Genomic DNA, 17,739 nt, shown 5'->3' with positions numbered 1-17,739 from the left:
CCATTCGCGGCCTTATCTTGCCACCAAACACAGGAGTTTTTCATGTCTGGTGACAGCCACCTTCCCAAAGCGCTTCAGGGCCTGCGCATTCCCGCAGTGGCCTCTCCGCTTTTCATCATTTCCGTACCCGCACTGGTCATTGCCCAGTGTAAGGCAGGCATCATTGGCAGTTTCCCCGCACTCAACGCACGTGAAGGCGAGGGCGACCACCCACTTCTGGACACTTGGCTCACGCAGATCCGCGAAGAGCTGGACCGCCACAATCAGGAAAACCCGGATCGCCCCGCGGCCCCGTTTGCGGTCAACCAGATCGTACACCGCTCAAACACGCGGCTCGAGCGCGACATCGAGCTGTGTCACAAGCACCAAGTGCCGGTCTGGATCACCTCGCTTGGCGCCCGCAAAGAGGTCAATGACGCGGCCCATGACTGCGGCGGCATTGCGTTGCATGACATCATCAACAACACCTTCGCCAAAAAAGCGATTGAGAAGGGTGCGGATGGCCTGATCGCGGTGGCCGCTGGCGCTGGTGGGCACGCAGGCCCGCAGTCTCCGCTCGCGCTGATCAGCGAGATCCGCGAATGGTTTGATGGTCCCTTGCTGCTGTCTGGCTCCATCAGCACAGGTTCCTCCATCTTGGCCGCACAGGCCATGGGCGCAGATCTCGCCTACATCGGATCGCCTTTCATTGCGACGGAAGAGGCCAACGCGGTGCAGGGCTACAAGGACATGATTGTCGACAGCGGCGCGGATGACATTGTTTATTCTTCGCTCTTCACCGGTGTCTGGGGTAACTATCTGAAGGGATCCGTCAAAAACGCAGGCATGGATCCGGACAATCTGCCATTGGGCAGCGCCAAAGATATGGATTTTGGCGGGGATCGTGAAAAACCAAAGGCATGGAAAACCATTTGGGGCTCCGGTCAGGGCATCGGCGCGGTCAAAGAAGTTGGCCCCGTGTCAAATCTCGTGGACCGTCTGGAGCGTGAGTACATCGCGGCTTGGGAGCGACTGCAGGACCGCATGAAGTGAGCCAGATGTTCCACCTCATCCGCCACGCGCAGGCGAGTTTCGGGGCTGCCGACTATGACAACCTGTCAGCGCTCGGGCATCGCCAGTCCGAGGCGCTGGGCGCGGCCCTCAAACGTCAGGGCGTAGAGCCTGATCAGGTCTTCATTGGCGGGCAGAAACGTCATCGCCAGACCTGGGAGGGTATTGAGCGTGCACTGGGTACGGGGCTCACCCCCACTGTGGTGCCGGGGTGGAACGAATTTGACTTTGCTGGTCTGCTGGAGGCGCGCTTTGCTGGGCGCGCCGACAAACCCGCTGATCTGCACACCGACCGCAAAACCCATTTTCGGATCTTACGAGACACGGTGCTGGAATGGCAGCGCGACGAGATCGCAAATCCGCCAGAAAGCTTTGCGGCCTTCACCAACCGCGTGCGACAGGCCCGTGCCATTGTCGCGGCCTCCGGGGCCAAGACCCCGATTGCGGTCAGCTCCGGCGGGGCCATCGGGCGCACGGTCGCAGATGTGCTGGATGCGCCGGCAGAACAAATGATCCTGTTGCAATTGCAGGTGAAAAACTGCGCCGTGGCGCGCATCGTGATGGCCAAAGGGCAGGAGTGGCTCAATGGGTTTAACGAGACCCCGCACATTGACGGGCACAATGAAGGCGAGATGCTGACCTATAGCTAGAGAGGGCAGGGCATAGCGCAAGCGGCTCTGAGGGAGGAAACAATGGACGCAACCCAACTGGACACCGCTGCCGTGGCGCGATGGCTGTCTGACAATCTGGATGGCTTTTCCGGCCCCATCACGGCCACCAAGTTTGATATTGGTCAGTCCAACCCCACGTTCAAACTCGACACCCCCGCAGGGGCTTATGTGCTGCGCCGCAAACCGCCGGGGGTGCTACTGAAATCTGCCCATGCGGTGGATCGAGAGTTCCGCGTGCAAAAGGCGCTGGCAGACACCGATGTGCCTGTCGCCAAAATGCATCTGCTTTGTGAAGATGACGCTGTGATCGGCTCATCCTTCTACGTGATGGATTTTGTCGAAGGGCGCAGTTTTGATGACCCACGCCTGCCGGGGCTGTCTGAGTCTGATCGAGCTGCGGTGATCAATGAAATGGGCCGCGTTCTGGCGGCTATTCATTCGGTTGACATTGATGCCGTCGGGCTCTCGGACTATGGCCCCGAAGGCAATTATTTTGAGCGCCAGCTGGGCCGCTGGACCAAGCAATACCGCGCCTCTGAAACAGAAACCCTACCGCAGATGGATGAATTGATTGACTGGCTCACCACCCATCTGCCCGCCGATGACGGCAAACGCACATTGGTGCATGGCGACTACCGCATCGACAATATGCTCTTTGCCAAAGACCGTCCCGAAGTGGTTGCGGTGCTTGATTGGGAGCTTTCCACCATTGGCCATCCTTACGCCGATCTGGCCGCGGTGATCATGCAGTGGCAGATGCCGCCGGGCCATGAGGGGCGCGGCCTTGCCGGTGTCGATCGCGCCGCGCTGGGCCTGCCGTCTGATGAGGCGTTCATCGCGGCTTATTGCCAGCGCGTGGGGCTGCCGGGGATCAAAAAGTTCGGTTTCTATCTCGCGTTTTGCTTCTTCCGTATGGCGGCGATCATTCAAGGGGTGAAGAAACGCGCGCTCGATGGCAACGCCTCAGATCCCGAGCGCGCCGCCAAACTGGGCAGCTTTGTGCCGATGTTTGCGCAAGCCGGACTGGAGGCGGCAAAACGTGGGTAAAATGTTTCAAGACAAAGTGGTGATGATCACCGGTGCGGCCAGCGGCTTTGGCGCGATGGCGGCGCAGCGTTTTGCCGCCCAAGGCGCCAAGCTGGGCCTGTCTGACATCCATGGCGATCAACTGGCTGAGGTTGTGGAAAGCCTGCAATCGCAGGGTGTCGAGGTGGTGTCTGATGTTGTGGATGTGGCAGAAGAGGCGCAAGTCGCCGCCCATGTGGCACGCATTGCGCAAACCTTCCGCGCGCTGGATGTGGGCATCAACAACGCAGGCATTGGTCATGATGTGCGCCCGTTGCAGTTTCTTTCGGTCGATGATTTTGACCTGATGATGAATGTGAACGCCAAAGGTGTGTTTCTCTGCATGAAATATCAGATCCCATTGATGCAGCAGGCGGGCGCGGGGGCCATCCTCAATGTGGCCTCTGCGGCGGGGCTTGTGGGTGCGGGCCAGCTGTCCCTTTACGCGGCTGCCAAACATGCGGTGGTTGGCATGACCAAAGCCGCCGCCGATGAAAACGCCACCCGCGGCATCCGCGTGAATGCGCTTTGCCCGTCGTTTTCAGCCACGCCGATGGTGGATGAAATGGCCGAGACCGTGGGGGAGCGCGCGGGGCTGTCACGTGAGGACGCGATGACCCATATCTCCAGCCGTGTGCCCATGGGGCGGGTGTCACAGCCCGAAGAGGTGGTGCAGGCCATGCTCTGGATCAATGCGCCTGAAAACAGCTTCATGACCGGACAGGCGATCGCCATTGACGGTGGTCTGACAGCGGTTTGACACGTGCAACAACATAGGGCGAAGCCTACCTGGGCTGGCGCAAATGCGCCTGCCGAGGGGTAGGCAGGCGCAGCCCGGCGGTGCCGGGCAAAACCAACCTTGCGAAAGTAATGCCAAATGACCCACAAGCCTCTCGATCCCGCTCTCGAAGAAACCCCTTACGAGCTGCAAAAGCATCTCGGGTTTCGCATCACCCATTGGGATGTGGATTACGCCCGTCTGGAGCTGCCGATTGCGCCGCATCTGATGAACCGCGCGGGCATTCCGCATGGCGGCATCTACGCCACGCTTCTGGACACGGTGATGGGTTTTGCGGGCTGCTACACCGGTGATCCCTCACATAAACGTTTGGCTCTAACCCTTTCGATGACAACGAATTTTCTCAGTCGACCTAAAGGGCAGTGGCTCATTGCCGAAGGCTGGCGCACCGGCGGTGGCGCCAAAACCTTCTTCGCCGAAAGCACGATTTCCGATGAAACCGGCGAGATCATCGCGCGCGGCTCAGGCGCCTTCAAATACCGTGCCACCACGCTGTGATCGGAGGGTTAGCCTGCCAGAGCCTGCGGAGTTTCCGCGCCCCAACCCTGCGCCAGCTCCGCGACTGACTGAAGGATGAACTCCACGGTCTCATCGCTCATAAGCACACTCAGGTTTAGGCGCACAAAACCCGGTTTGCTTGCCCCTGGACCTTGCAGGATGTCGTCGCGGATATGCGCAGAATTCGCATCATCAATCTGCAGCAGGTGGTGGACGTAAGGCCCCGCACAAGAACACCCACCGCGCGCCTGAATGCCGTAGCGTTCTGACAGCGCGCGGGTGAAGGCGTTGTGATCAATCCGCGCGCCTGTGCTGTCGAGCGGCACAAAGGACAGGATCGGCAACCGCTCGGTGCGTTCCGGTGCCAGCACATGCAGATTTGCATCTGAACTCCAAACGTCAAACGCCCGCGCGGTCAGCGCCGCATTGCGGCTCTGCATCTCTGCGCCAATCACCTCTTTCACAACCAGCGCCAGCGCCACGCGGATGTCACCCACAACATTGGGGGTGCCGCCTTCCTCGCGCTGGGCCAGCGGGGCCACATAGTCATGCTGATGGGCGTTCACAAAAGCCACCGTGCCGCCGCCGGGCCGATATGGGACAACTGCGCGCACCACGTCTTCGCGCACCACCAGCACACCGCTTGCGCCCGGGCCGCCAATGCACTTGTGTGCAGAAAACACCAGCGCATCAATCTCTGCGCCCTCTGCCGGGGTCATCTGCATCGGCAGATATGGCCCGCCGCCCGCATAGTCCCAGATCATCACGCCGCCATAGGTTTTCACCAGCCGCGTCACGGCCGCCACATCCGTGCACACGCCGGTCACATTGGCTGCGGCGCTCATCGCCACGATGACACGCCCGTTCAGGCTGTGTTCCGCCAGCGCCTTTGTCAGCGTTGCACGATCCGGGCCGGGCAGGGCGCCTTCGGGGATTTCTAGGACCTTCGCGCCGCTTTCGCGCCAAGGCAGCAGGTTGGAGTGATGCTCATAAGGCCCCACCAGCACGGTGTCGCCCGCGCCCACCTGCATCATATGCACCAGCTGGTTGAGGCCCGTTGTGGCCCCTGAGCCGGCAAAGATCACCGCATGTTCGCCATCGCGCGCGCCGCAATGCCGCGCCACCACAGCCCGCGCCCCTTCGCGCAGCTGCCCCATCCGCGCCCCACAGAAAGACGCATCGGTGTGGGTGTTGGCATAGTAAGGCAGCACATTTTCCAGCACAAAGCTCTCGACCTGACGCAGGGCGCGCCCTGAGGCCACATAATCCGCATACACCAGTTTGCGCGGTCCATAGGGTGTGTCGATCATCATGTCCCCACCAATCAACCCCGCCTGTAAAGCGTCCATAGGGTTTTGCACCGCGTTGAGTTGTGCGGCGAATTGATCGAAGGGCGCGGTGAGCGTGGACATATGAAGCCTCTTTTTTGGTGTTTCAGAGGTTATGCCCCGGTTAGAGCGGATAAATTGCTCCTTTCTTTGCCTGATTTGTGGATCTGCGTTGTCAGATGATCTATAATTGCCCTCAAATGGACGTAATTGATCGAAATATTCTGGACGTATTGCAACGCGACGCCTCACTCTCTCAGCGAGAAGTGGCGGAACGTGTTGGTTTGTCCCAAAACGCGCTGTGGCGGCGGCTCAAGCGATTGGAAGAGGATGGCGTTTTGCAGGGCGCGCGCATGCGGATTGATCCGGCATCGCTCGGGCTGGATCTGACCGTCTTTGTCATGGTGCGCACCCGCAACCACTCGGTGGAGTGGGCGGAAAGCTTCAAGCGCCATGTCTCGCTCATCCCACAGGTGCTGGAGATGCACCGCATCGGTGGGGATTGGGACTATATGCTCAAGATCGTCACGTCTGGCATGGGGGGCTATGACCAAGTCTATCGCCGCCTCACTACGGGGTTTGAGCTGGATACGGTCACCGGCTATTTCTCGATGGAAACCATGCTTGAAGATCGCCCGCTGGACGTCCGAAGCTGATCCGGCGCCCATCTGTCATCAAAGTTTCATAGGGCGCAGGCAAAGACTCACTTGCGTTCTTTTCAATATATCCATAATTCATGAACTATGGATAAGATATCAGCCCTTTCAGCCTTTGCCGCCCTGTCACAGTCCACGCGTCTGGAGGCTTTTCGCCTGCTCATTCAGGCCGGAGAGGCTGGCCTGAGCGCAGGGGAAATCGCAGAGGCGCTGGATGTGCGGCAAAACACGCTGTCTGCCAATCTCGCGGTTCTGCTGCAGGCCGACCTGTTGCGCAATCAGCGCGAAGGCCGCAGCATTCGTTATTTCGCCAACACCGATGGCGTGCGCGGACTGTTGGGCTTTTTGCTTGAAGACTGCTGCGGCGGGCGACCCGAATTGTGCCAGCCGCTGATCGAAGATCTCACTTGCGGATGTTAAGGGACACAAAGCTATGACAGATCACAGCGCGCAACTGGATGCAGGGCTCGGTACTTTTGAGCGCCTGCTGTCGCTCTGGGTGGCTCTGGCCATTGTAGCGGGCCTGGCGCTGGGCAGCTTTATGCCCGGTGTCTTTGGGGCTCTGGCGGGTCTGGAAGTGGCCTCCGTCAACCTGCCTGTGGCCGTGTTGATCTGGGCCATGGTCTACCCGATGATGGTCGGCATTGATTTTGGCGCGCTCGCTGATGTGGGGCGCAAACCCAAAGGGCTGGTGATCACTATTGTTGTCAACTGGCTGATCAAACCCTTCACCATGGCCGCATTGGGCGTGTTGTTCTTTGAACATGTCTTTGCCGCTTGGATCGACCCGGACACGGCCAGCGAATACATCGCAGGCGTGATCCTTCTGGGGGCGGCACCCTGCACGGCGATGGTCTTTGTCTGGTCCAATTTGGTGCGCGGCGACGCCAATTACACGCTGGTGCAGGTCAGCGTGAACGATGTGATCATGGTCTTTGCCTTCGCCCCCATCGTGGCCTTCCTGCTTGGGGTGACCAATATCACCGTGCCATGGGAGACCTTGATCCTGTCTGCCGTGCTCTACATCCTGCTGCCGCTGGTGGCGGGCTACGTCACCCGCAAGCGCCTGATCGGGCAGGGCGGTGAGGCTGCGGTGGAGGCCTACCGCAACCGCCTGCGCCCCACCTCCGTGGGCGGTCTGCTGCTGACTGTTGTGTTGCTCTTTGGCTTTCAGGCGCAGACCATTCTGAGCCAGCCTTTCAACATTCTGCTGATCGCCATCCCGCTGCTGATCCAGACCTACGGCATCTTCTTCATCGCCTATGGCACGGCCCGGCTCTGGAAAGTGCCCTTTGAGGTCGCCGCACCCTGCGCGCTGATCGGCACGTCCAATTTCTTTGAGCTGGCGGTGGCCGTGGCCATTTCGCTCTTCGGCCTTGGCTCGGGTGCCGCGCTCGCGACCGTTGTCGGTGTGCTTGTGGAGGTGCCCGTGATGCTCAGCCTTGTCGCTTTCGCCAACCGCACCCGCGGCTGGTTTCCAACTTCACCGTAACCTTGGTTCGGGCTGCAAGCCCGGACCGCGCCCGACCCTCCCCACGGGAGGGCGCCTTTGGCACCCACCCAGGGTCTGGCGCGCTCCTCTGTTAAAGGAATAATCCGAATGACCAAAATCGCAATCAATGGCCTTGGCCGCATGGGCAAGCTGGTGATCCGCAGCTTCTTTGATCTCGGTCTTGATGCCGAAATCGTCTTGCTCAACGACCCCTCCGGCGACGCAGAGCTGCACGCGCATCTTTTGGAGTTTGACACCGTGCACGGCCGCTGGCGTGCCGACTTCGCGCATGACGCAGACAGCATCACCATCGACGGTCATCAGATGCGCAAGACCGAAGCCTGGTCGATCGAAGAGCTCCCACTCAAAGAGCTGGGCGTCGATCTGGTGGTGGATTGCACAGGGGTTTTCAAAACCAACGCCAAGCTTCAGCCTTATTTTGATGCGGGCGTGAAAAAGGTCGTGGTCTCCGCCCCTGTGAAAGAAGACGATGTGGCCAATATCGTTTACGGCGTGAACGACGCCACTTATGATGCGACGGCCCACAAGGTGATCACCGCCGCCTCTTGCACCACCAATTGCATCGCGCCGATTGTGAAGGTGATCCGTGAGAAGCTGGGCATCGAGCAGGCCAGCTTCACCACCATCCACGACGTGACCAACACGCAGACCATCGTGGACCGCGCTCACAAAGACCCTCGCCGCGCCCGCTCTGCCCTCAATTCCCTGATCCCAACCACCACCGGATCCGCCAAGGCGATCATCCAGATCTTCCCCGACATGGAGGGCAAGATCGACGGACACGCCGTGCGCGTGCCGCTCTTGAATGCCTCGCTCACCGACATCGTCTTTGACGTGAGCCGCGACACCACAGCGGAAGAGGTCAACGCTTTCTTCGCCGAGGCCGCCGCAGGGGAACTGGACGGCATTCTGGGCTATGAAACCCGCCCGCTGGTGAGCTGTGATTTTACCAATGATGACCGCTCCACCATTGTCGATGCGCTTTCCACCCGTGTGGTCAACAACCGCCATGTGAAAGTCTATGCGTGGTATGACAACGAGTGGGGCTATGCCTTCCGTCTGGCCGATGTGACCCGCATGGTTTTGGCCAGCCTCTAACGGCTTAATGGTCCGGCATCGCCGGACCGCGCCCGACCCTCCCCACGGGAGGGCGCATAGCAACATATCACCAAACGCGATGTGGGGACTGTGGCGCGCATAGTGCCACACCAAACCGTTGTACAAGCGCCCACCCAGGGTCGGGCGCGGTCCTCAGGAGATGGATATGACCGCCGCCTCAAGTTCAAAACCAGACGGCCTCGCCGCCTACATCACCGTCACCGCCGCCTATTGGGCCTTTATGCTCACCGACGGCGCGCTGCGGATGCTGGTGCTTTTGCATTTCAACGGGCTGGGCTTCTCCCCGATCCAGCTGGCCTATCTCTTCCTGCTCTATGAGGTCATGGGCATTGTCACCAACCTCTCCGCCGGCTGGATCGCCGCGCGTTTTGGTCTGACCTCCACGCTTTATGCGGGGCTCACCATCCAGATCGCCGCCCTGATCGCATTGGCACAGCTTGACCCGGCCTGGGGTGTCACCGCCTCCGTGATCTTTGTGATGTGCGTGCAGGGCGCGTCCGGCGTGGCCAAAGACCTCTCCAAGATGTCTTCCAAATCAGCGGTCAAGCTGCTCGCCCCCAAAGAGGGCGGCGGGCTTTTCCGCTGGGTCGCGCTGCTCACCGGCTCCAAAAACGCGGTCAAAGGCTGCGGCTTCTTCCTTGGGGCCGCCTTGCTGGCGCTCTGGGGCTTTCAGGCCTCGGTCTGGGGCATGGCCATCATCCTCGCGGTGATCCTCGCAGGGGTGGTGACCTTCATGCCCTCCGGCCTGCCGCAGGGCTCCAAAAAAGCCAAGTTTTCGCAGGTCTTCTCCAAAGACCCAAATGTAAACCGCCTGTCACTTGCCCGCATGTTCCTCTTTGGGGCGCGCGACGTGTGGTTTGTGGTCGGCATCCCGGTCTATTTCAACGCGGTGCTCTCCGATGGCACCGCCGAGGGCCGCCGCGAAGCCTTCTTCATCATTGGCATCTTCATGGCGGTCTGGATCATCCTTTACGGCGCGGTGCAGGGCAACGCCCCGCGCATCCTGAAAGCCGCCAATGCCAGCACCGATGAGGTGGTCGGCAAAGCCATCAGCTGGGTGGGCTACCTCACCCTGATCCCGCTGGCGCTCATCGCCGCCGTGCTGCTGCTTGAGGCCTCAACCGCCCTCACGGTGATCCTGATCGCAGGGCTTCTGGTGTTTGGCTTTGTCTTTGCGGTGAACTCCGCGGTCCACAGCTACCTGATCCTCGCCTTCACGTCAGACGAACGGGTCACTATGGATGTTGGGTTCTACTATATGTCCAACGCCGCCGGACGGCTGCTCGGCACCTTGCTCTCAGGTCTCAGTTACCAGATTGGCGGGTTGTGGCTCTGCCTGTTCACCGCCGCGCTGATGTCTGCGCTTAGCTGGTGGGCGGCCCGGCGACTGCGGCGCGCCTAAACCGGATCTGCCTGCGGATGCAGCGCGTCGTTGATCCAGCCCATGTCCTGAGGCAGCGTCAGCTGGTTGATCGCGATGGAGGGCTCCTTTGGCAGCGCTGCCGCCGCCGCGCGGGCCTCCTGCAGCCCCTGTTGGTCGCCGGCCTTTTCGCTGGTCAACGCTTTGAGCAGCTGTAATCCGCGGTCCATCGGGCGCAGATCAGCCGCTTCCCGCGCGGTCATCCGCGCCATCGCATAGTCTCCTGCGGCCAGATACACCCGCGCGGTAAACGACAGGCGCGTCACGCGGAATGGATCATTGCTGGTCATTTGCGAATAGGTGGACAGGGCCTCAATTGCTTTTTGCGGCTGCCCCTGCAACAGGGCCAGCTGGGTGATCAGATCGACAAAGCCGAGGAAGGTTGGGTTGATCTGGCGGGAATGTTCAATATCTGCCGCTGCGCCCTGAAAATCCTGCAAGGCGCGCAGCCGGTAGGCCCCCCGCGCCCAGAACACAAAATCGCTGTTGGGCGATTCCGCCACCGCGAGGTCGAGATCACGCCCAATCTGGGCAAGCGCCGCTGCGCTCAGCGGTTCATATTTGATGTTGCTCAGGTTCAGGCGGCTTTGCGCCCGCATGGCGAGCGACATACCGTCGGTCGGGCTCAGCTGCACCGCGCGGTCCAAGGCGGCATAGCCTTCTTCCCAGGACTGGACAGTCTGTTTGAAAAACAGCCCTGCCGCGCGCGCCCGCAGCTCAGACACGCTGAGCTGTGAATTCTTCAGATGCGCCAAGCGGTTGCCATCATATTGGATGGTCTGCAGCCGCAGATCAGAGCTCACCACAGGCAGGATCTCATCCACAAAGGCAAAAGGATCACTCACATCGCCATCATAGCTTTGCGTCCACAGCGTGGTCATATCGCGGCGCAGGATCAGCGAGACGGTGAAACGCGCCCGCGTGCCAGACACCCGCAGGCGCCCGTGGGTCAGAAACAGCGTGGGCGTGCCTTCGACACTGGCGGCATCCACCGTGGTGATGCCCGTGCGCTTCATCGACATCTGCACCATGCCGTCGTGCAGATCTTGGGCCAGGGCGCTGCTCTCGGGGGTGGCGGGCGCCGCAACAAAATCCTCAAATCCGATGGAGGGCAGGGACCCTTTGTTGGGCGCGGTGGTCAGATTGGCAGGCCGCCACTGATAAAGCCGCATCGGAGTCGCGATGTTTTTGAGGTTGAACACCCCCACATCGCTCAGCTCCTGCTGGCGGTTTTCAGACAGCTGGCGGACCAGATCTTCTGAGAACATCGCCCCACCGGGCGGCGCTTCGGTCTCAATCCGCTGAGTGATGTTGACCCCATTGCCGTAGAAATCCGCCTCATCTTCGACAATCTCGCCCACATGGCAGCCGATGCGCAGTTTGATCACCTTATGCTCAGCGAGGCTGCTCTGCACCTCTTCGGCGCAGTCTAATGCGGCCTCAACGCCGGGGAAGGACAGAATCCAGCCATCCCCCATCCGTTTGAGCACCTCACCGCCATAGGTCTTGGCCACAGGTTCCAGATGCTCATTGCGCAGCTCCTGAACAGAGGCCACGGCAAGCGCTTCATCTTCGCCCATGAGGGTGGAGTACCCCACCAGATCTGCACACATCAAAGTGGTCAAACGACGGCGCATGTAAGAAGTTCCCTGACAGTTAGCGGCCTGAGCACATTCTGCCCTGGGTAGCTTAATATTCGAAGTATGATTGGTCCAGAATCTTGGGTCTGCCAAGGGCAGGTTCAAGAGCAGCGCGTTCTATTTTCTTTCTTTCGCGCTGACAAGAGCCTGTCACACTGCTCACGAACGCATGATCGGGGGAGCGGAGCGTCTTTCTCAGAACAGAGGCCATCGCCCGGGGCAGCATGACTCGGATCGCGCCGGCTGATGGCAGGGTTGTGCAGATAGGGATATGCCAAACGGAAAACCGCCCTCGGTGCCGGGTGCGATATTTGACTAAAACACAGAGAGCAGCGCCCGACCCTAGGTGGGTGCAAAGCGCCCTCCTGGGGGGAGGGTCGGGCGCTGCTCGGCGCAGCCGAGCTAAAGTGGGCCTTTGTTGGTGAGAAGTGGTACAAGGGCGCGGTCGCCTCCGAGAGCAGTCCTGCGTCGGGCGCTAATAGCTGCTCAGAACGGCCAAATTCCCACAATTAAATCCACGAGACTCTGTAAGGTTTGCACAATCCGAGTGCCTTTATATCCGCTACTCGCATCGATCTTCTTTACAACTTCTCCACTGCGCACAAGCAAACGCATTTGCGCCACACGGCCAAAGAACCTCCGGATAGCACCGCTCTGCGCTTCGCCCGCGGAACTCGCGATGGTTTTTGCATCCAGTTCCAGTTCTTCACCAAGAGCCGGAGCACTCGCCGCAATCAACTCCGTCGCTTTTTCCACGATCAGTTGCTTCTGATCGTCCTGCGCTATGCGTAGTTTGACCTGAACGCGTTTTTCCCAAGCCTCAATGACCTCAGGGTGATGCGCGCGCAAATCCGTCACAGCCGTGTCCAACACCCGTTCCAGTGCCGCCAACTTTGGATCTTCAAAGTACCTGCCATTTTTCAAACCGTCGGCAATGTCCGCGCGAGCGATCTCAAAATTCTGCTCAATGGCGTTGGCATTCTCGCGACAGCTATTCAGCGTGAATTCGATATACTCCCACGCAACCGACGTCGTATTGAAGCCACAGTTGCTCCGCTCCGCGACACCGCGCGCAAATGCGACTTGTTCCAAGGCGGTCTGAACAATCCCTGCTGGAGACAGAGCCAAGGGAGAGATATCAAACTTACCGGTGTCTTCGTCTACGAAAATGCGATCAGCTTGTGGCAGCTGCTCCGCAACCCATTCCGCTTCAATCTCCAGAATCTCCGCTGCAACCGCTTTGGGGCCGGCTTCCCAGATCGCGTTATCAATGAGAGCAACACTGCGTTGAAGCTCCCAATCAAGCGGTTTGCCGTCCAAAAAGCCTTGATACCATCTGCGCCAAAAGCGCCATGTACCCAAAGGATCAAGCGTTTGGGAGTATCTTCCCCAAATTAGCAACATTCGTGCCCCTTCATCAAAATTCCGCCAGAGCGGGCTTGAGTGAATTGTTTCCCTTTCAATTGTGGTTAGCATTTCCGCTTCACTAAAAGAGGGGAGCACCGCAGCAGAAAACCTTGACGTAGATAGAGCCGCTGCCGCGGCAGCGCCTGGCGCAGTACACATAGCTGAATCTGCTGCATTAAAGGTAGACTGTGCATCCGATCGGCTTGCAAGTCGCCGGATCGAGTTGCCTGCTGCTGAAAACGCAGCCTCCCTGACTTCAGAAATAGTGCTTTCTGAACATATACTCGCGATCACGGCGATAAGTGCGGCGCGGAAACATGCCAATAGAACGAGTTCGTGTTCAGCTGTTTCAGGCGAACTGTCCTCGAAGTTCATAGCCGCAGGCAAACTGCGCAGCGCAGCCCGCGCGGCAATCGTTTGGCTCACCTGCACATCCTGCGTCTTGAGCCAGTCCCCTAGCTCATCAAGGCTCTCAATCTTCACCCCATCTGCCACTCAAACAGCCCTTTCCGTGAAATATCCCGCCCCGCACCCTACAGCGCTGCTTGACCAAGACAAGATTCCCTATCATATCCCGCATCATGAGCACCGATCTGTCCAAAATCCGCAATTTCTCCATCGTGGCCCACATCGACCACGGTAAATCCACCCTTGCTGACCGCCTCATTCAGGAGACGGGCACGGTGGAAGACCGCGATATGAAAGAGCAACTGCTCGACAGCATGGACATTGAGCGCGAGCGCGGCATCACCATCAAGGCCAACACCGTGCGCATCGACTACAAGGCCGATGATGGGGAGACCTATGTGCTCAACCTCATCGACACCCCCGGCCACGTCGACTTCGCCTATGAGGTCTCCCGCTCCATGAAAGCGGTTGAGGGCTCGCTCCTGGTGGTGGACAGCACCCAAGGTGTCGAGGCGCAGACGCTCGCAAACGTCTATCAGGCGATTGAGGCCGATCACGAGCTGGTGCCTGTGCTCAACAAGATCGACCTGCCGGCCTCTGATTGTGACCGCGTGGCGGAACAGATCGAAGACGTCATCGGCATTGATGCCACCGGCGCCATTCAGGTCTCTGCCAAAACCGGGCAGGGCATCCACGAAACGCTCGAAGCCATCGTCAAAGACCTGCCCGCCCCAACCGGCAATCTGGATGCGCCACTCAAGGCCATGCTGGTGGACAGCTGGTATGACGCCTACCTCGGCGTGATCGTTCTGGTGCGCATCATGGATGGCACCCTGAAAAAGGGCCAGCGCGTCAAATTCATGTCAAACGGCACCCTGCATTCCGTGGACCGCGTCGGCGTCTTCCGCCCGGAGATGCAGATGGTGGACAGCCTCGGCCCCGGCGAGATCGGCTTTTTGACCGCCTCGATCAAACAGGTGCGCGACACCCGCGTGGGCGACACCATCACCAATGACCGCCACGGCACAGAGCAGGCCCTGCCGGGCTTTAAACCGGCTCAGCCGGTGGTCTTCTGTGGCCTCTTCCCTGTCGATAGCGCGGAGTTCGAAGACCTGCGCGACGCCATCGACAAGCTGGCGCTCAACGACGCGTCTTTCTCCTTTGAAATGGAAACCTCCGCCGCGCTGGGCTTTGGCTTCCGCTGTGGCTTCCTCGGCCTCTTGCACCTCGAAGTGATCCGCGACCGGATCGAGCGTGAGTACAACATCGAGCTCATCACCACCGCGCCTTCCGTGATCTATCACGTCTACATGAAAGACGGCGAGATGATCGAGCTGCACAACCCCGCCGACATGCCCGACATGTCCAAGGTCGACCACCTTGAGGAGCCGCGCATCAAGGCGACCATCCTTGTGCCGGATGAATACCTCGGCGACGTGCTCAAGCTCTGTCAGGACCGCCGCGGCATTCAGGAAGACCTCACCTACGCCGGCTCCCGCGCCATGTGTGTCTATGATCTGCCACTCAACGAGGTGGTGTTTGACTTCTACGACCGTCTGAAATCGGTGACCAAAGGCTATGCCTCCTTTGACTATCAGATGACCGGCTACCGCGAAGACAACCTCGTGAAGATGTCCGTTTTGGTCAATGACGAGCCGGTGGACGCGCTCTCCATGATGGTGCACCGCGACCGGGCTGAAATGCGCGGGCGGGCGATGTGTGAAAAACTCAAAACCCTGATCCCGCGCCACATGTTCAAGATCCCGATCCAAGCGGCCATCGGCGGCAAAGTCATCGCGCGTGAGACACTGTCTGCTCTGCGCAAAGACGTGACGGCGAAGTGTTACGGCGGCGACGCCACCCGGAAGCGCAAACTTCTGGACAAGCAGAAAGCCGGTAAGAAAAAGATGCGCCAGTTTGGTAAGGTGGATATTCCTCAGGAAGCGTTTATCAGCGCGCTCAAAATGGACGACTAGGTCGGAGCTAGGAAATTGAGCTTTGGTGACTTTCAGTTTAGCCAGACCAACTTGAGTGCTTGATAGCGACGACGAATGCGTCGCCTTCCTCAAATGGTTCGGTATTTTTGAAAGCGTGAATGATAGTTCCCGGAGCACACATTTTTTTGAAATCCGCCTGGGCGTCTGTCTTCTTCAGTTGTATGAAATTGAGGCCTTCGCTGTCCTTATCGTAGGCCGCGGTCAAAGGATATACCTGAAAGCGTTTTGCAGCTTCATCCGACAGGCCAAAAGCAAGGGTCAATTCTTCGTATTCAAGTCCATGCTCGGGGGAATAGTCCAGGACATCTTGCCGTTTTTGAGGGTCGTCCAAGTCAGGGAAGCCGCCTGCAATAAGCTCGCGTTGCAGCACCTTGAGTTCACGAGATTGGGTTGGCATTACTTTCTGTCGCAGTAGAATTGCGACGTAAGATAACTCCTCATTTTTGGTGTTTTCAGATATGTCCATAATTGGAAGAACGTCGAATTCTACATCTTCATCCCTGTCATCTTTCACTTCGAATTGTTGAAGAGTTTTAAGTTCTTCAGCTGTGTCGTACTTTGAAACTCCAAGAAGAATGCACTCCATGCCCTCGTCTGGCACCTGATAGGTAAACTCATGGAAATAGCGGTCGTACATGCTGTAGCTGGGGTCCGATTTTTCACGGAGAGAATTCATTTCGACAAACGTGTAACCAGATTTGGTGACAGATTTAGGGTGTTTTGACTTGGTGAGGTTCGTACAGGCCTCTCGGAGCTCATCGAATGTCGACGGTACCGGGTTTTTTTTGCGTAGATTTTCATTCGCCAAAATACTCTTGTCTCGGTCAACTATTTTGGACAAAAATTCGTCGGAGAGTAATTTTTTTTCACGATATTTTTCAGGAGCATTCTTAAGGTCGTCAAGCGCGGTCTGGAAAGCCAGTAGGCCATATTCGGGGTTGAGTTTTAGAATGTTGGAAGCTGGAAGCAAGCCCCTGCTACTTGAAACGTTTGATGCTATTGAAGTCGAAGCTAGCTTTTTGAAGTAATCTTTGATGCCATACTTTGCGCTCGTCACGTCATTTTCACTCTCGGTCGTTTTTTCCTCGTCATTTTCGCTTTCGTCAAAGCCAATTGCGAGAGTGTGGAAGGGATTCGAACCTTTCACAGTTGTAGCGCACTCTACGGGTAAATTTTGAACCAAACCGCCGTCTACGTACCTTGCGTAGTCTAGATCTTTGTTTTTTGAAAAAACTTTACCCAATATTGGGAAGGTTCGGTGGTTTCTGAAGACGAATGGAATTGAACAACTGCTACAGATGATCTTGCAGACTTCGTCTAGAGATCTACCATTCAGTTGGATCTTGGACGCGCTAGACGTTTCTAAGTCGCTGACGATAGCGTAAACGTCGTATTTGAAGTCCAAATTGGCGTGCGCGCCGGGCGCGGTCCCTTCTCGTGTCGTGAGCAATTCTCTCAAAAACGTTAGTAACTTTTCTTCGCCAATCAACGGGTAACCCATTGCGATCTTCGCGAGAGCCGCTACAGTTCCACCCTCAAACTGCAGATCCGAGGCAAGTTTGTAGCCCTTGCCGTTAGTCATCTGTTTGATTGTTTCGGGTATACTTGCCCCTGTGGCAAGAAGCGCGGCAGCAATGGCACCGGCAGAAGAACCGTAGATACTTTTCACCTGTAATTGTTTTCTGTCGACGCTTTCGTGGATTGATTCTATCGCTGGAAGAAGGTTGACGAAGTTCGCACCACCTCCTTGAAACACTATATCGTATCTATTGTCAGTCAAATGCCTATGCCTTGTGTGTGGACCTAATGTGTGCAATCGTGTAAAAAGGTAGGTCGGAAAAGACCGCCTTATGTAGAGAGGTGAGCAGATATGCTTTTCATCAAACGTACAACTTGAAATGGTATGACGGCCGCATTTCATTCATTTGAGCTGCGGCCGTCAACAATTTTGTAAGCTCTTAGTTTGCTTTGACTTCAACTCCAGTTGAACCGGTTGGGAATACCGGCGACACAAATTCGCTTCGTTGTGGAGAAAAAATTCCATCCTCCCCCAAAACCCCGACGCCGCTCACCTTTCCCAATCCATCCCCAACCTATCCACAGGAAACCCACAGGCTTGCCCCGCGCCTTACCCCCAGCGCGCCCCTGCCAAACCTGTGTTTTTCCTT

At 58.0% G+C, this 17,739-nt stretch carries 15 protein-coding genes; 11 read left to right on the top strand and 4 right to left on the bottom strand.

The window, feature by feature from the left end; all coding sequences use genetic code 11:
- Positions 1-42: 42 nt before the first annotated feature.
- From PJL69_RS14390 to PJL69_RS14370, 5 genes are all read left to right on the top strand, one after another.
- Positions 43-1,032, top strand: a complete 990-nt coding sequence (locus tag PJL69_RS14390) for an NAD(P)H-dependent flavin oxidoreductase (protein WP_271310278.1) — start codon at positions 43-45, stop codon at positions 1,030-1,032.
- Positions 1,033-1,037: 5 nt separating this feature from the next.
- Positions 1,038-1,700, top strand: coding sequence for a histidine phosphatase family protein (locus tag PJL69_RS14385; RefSeq protein WP_271310277.1), 663 nt, complete (start codon positions 1,038-1,040; stop codon positions 1,698-1,700).
- Positions 1,701-1,742: 42 nt separating this feature from the next.
- On the top strand, positions 1,743-2,768 hold the full coding sequence (locus PJL69_RS14380) for a phosphotransferase (protein ID WP_271310276.1): 1,026 nt from the start codon (positions 1,743-1,745) through the stop codon (positions 2,766-2,768).
- Position 2,769: 1 nt separating this feature from the next.
- Positions 2,770-3,546 (top strand): SDR family NAD(P)-dependent oxidoreductase, encoded by a 777-nt coding sequence (locus PJL69_RS14375; protein ID WP_271310275.1) that lies wholly within the window; start codon positions 2,770-2,772, stop codon positions 3,544-3,546.
- Positions 3,547-3,663: 117 nt separating this feature from the next.
- Positions 3,664-4,083, top strand: a complete 420-nt coding sequence (locus PJL69_RS14370; RefSeq protein WP_271310274.1) for a PaaI family thioesterase — start codon at positions 3,664-3,666, stop codon at positions 4,081-4,083.
- 8 nt (positions 4,084-4,091) lie between these two features.
- On the opposite strand, the gene PJL69_RS14365 is transcribed toward PJL69_RS14370, so the two are convergent.
- Entirely contained in the window at positions 4,092-5,495 is a 1,404-nt protein-coding gene (locus PJL69_RS14365) for an aminotransferase class V-fold PLP-dependent enzyme (RefSeq protein WP_271310273.1), read from the bottom strand.
- Positions 5,496-5,590: 95 nt separating this feature from the next.
- On the opposite strand from PJL69_RS14365, the gene PJL69_RS14360 reads away from it, so the two are divergent.
- From PJL69_RS14360 to arsJ, 5 genes are all read left to right on the top strand, one after another.
- Positions 5,591-6,067: an Lrp/AsnC family transcriptional regulator gene (locus tag PJL69_RS14360; protein WP_271310272.1), complete on the top strand. Its 477-nt coding sequence runs from the start codon at positions 5,591-5,593 to the stop codon at positions 6,065-6,067.
- 87 nt (positions 6,068-6,154) lie between these two features.
- Positions 6,155-6,487, top strand: coding sequence for an ArsR/SmtB family transcription factor (locus PJL69_RS14355; RefSeq protein WP_271310271.1), 333 nt, complete (start codon positions 6,155-6,157; stop codon positions 6,485-6,487).
- Positions 6,488-6,500: 13 nt separating this feature from the next.
- A complete protein-coding gene (gene arsB / locus PJL69_RS14350) occupies positions 6,501-7,559 on the top strand; it encodes an ACR3 family arsenite efflux transporter (protein ID WP_271310270.1) in 1,059 nt (352 codons plus the stop codon).
- A 108-nt stretch (positions 7,560-7,667) separates the two neighbouring features.
- The gene (locus PJL69_RS14345; RefSeq protein ID WP_271310269.1) at positions 7,668-8,678 is read left to right on the top strand and encodes an ArsJ-associated glyceraldehyde-3-phosphate dehydrogenase; all 1,011 of its coding nucleotides are present in this window, start codon (positions 7,668-7,670) and stop codon (positions 8,676-8,678) included.
- Between the two features lie 166 nt (positions 8,679-8,844).
- The gene (arsJ, locus tag PJL69_RS14340; RefSeq protein ID WP_271310268.1) at positions 8,845-10,101 is read left to right on the top strand and encodes an organoarsenical effux MFS transporter ArsJ; all 1,257 of its coding nucleotides are present in this window, start codon (positions 8,845-8,847) and stop codon (positions 10,099-10,101) included.
- Here the strand turns inward: arsJ and PJL69_RS14335 are convergent.
- Entirely contained in the window at positions 10,098-11,756 is a 1,659-nt protein-coding gene (locus PJL69_RS14335; protein ID WP_271310267.1) for an adenylate/guanylate cyclase domain-containing protein, read from the bottom strand. The two genes, arsJ and PJL69_RS14335, sit on opposite strands and share 4 nt — an antisense overlap.
- Before the next feature lie 489 nt (positions 11,757-12,245).
- The gene (locus tag PJL69_RS14330) at positions 12,246-13,661 is read right to left on the bottom strand and encodes a hypothetical protein (protein WP_271310266.1); all 1,416 of its coding nucleotides are present in this window, start codon (positions 13,659-13,661) and stop codon (positions 12,246-12,248) included.
- Positions 13,662-13,747: 86 nt separating this feature from the next.
- Between PJL69_RS14330 and lepA the strand changes: the two genes are divergently transcribed.
- A complete protein-coding gene (lepA, locus tag PJL69_RS14325) occupies positions 13,748-15,550 on the top strand; it encodes a translation elongation factor 4 (protein ID WP_271310265.1) in 1,803 nt (600 codons plus the stop codon).
- A 37-nt stretch (positions 15,551-15,587) separates the two neighbouring features.
- Here lepA and PJL69_RS14320 read toward each other — a convergent pair whose 3' ends face one another.
- Entirely contained in the window at positions 15,588-17,351 is a 1,764-nt protein-coding gene (locus PJL69_RS14320; protein ID WP_271310264.1) for a patatin-like phospholipase family protein, read from the bottom strand.
- Positions 17,352-17,739: the final 388 nt, after the last annotated feature.

This window comes from Shimia sp. MMG029 (assembly GCF_027947445.1).
Lineage (GTDB): Bacteria > Pseudomonadota > Alphaproteobacteria > Rhodobacterales > Rhodobacteraceae > Shimia.
The sequence above is the reverse complement of the archived record's forward strand: the minus strand, read 5'-3'. Positions and strand labels throughout refer to the sequence as shown.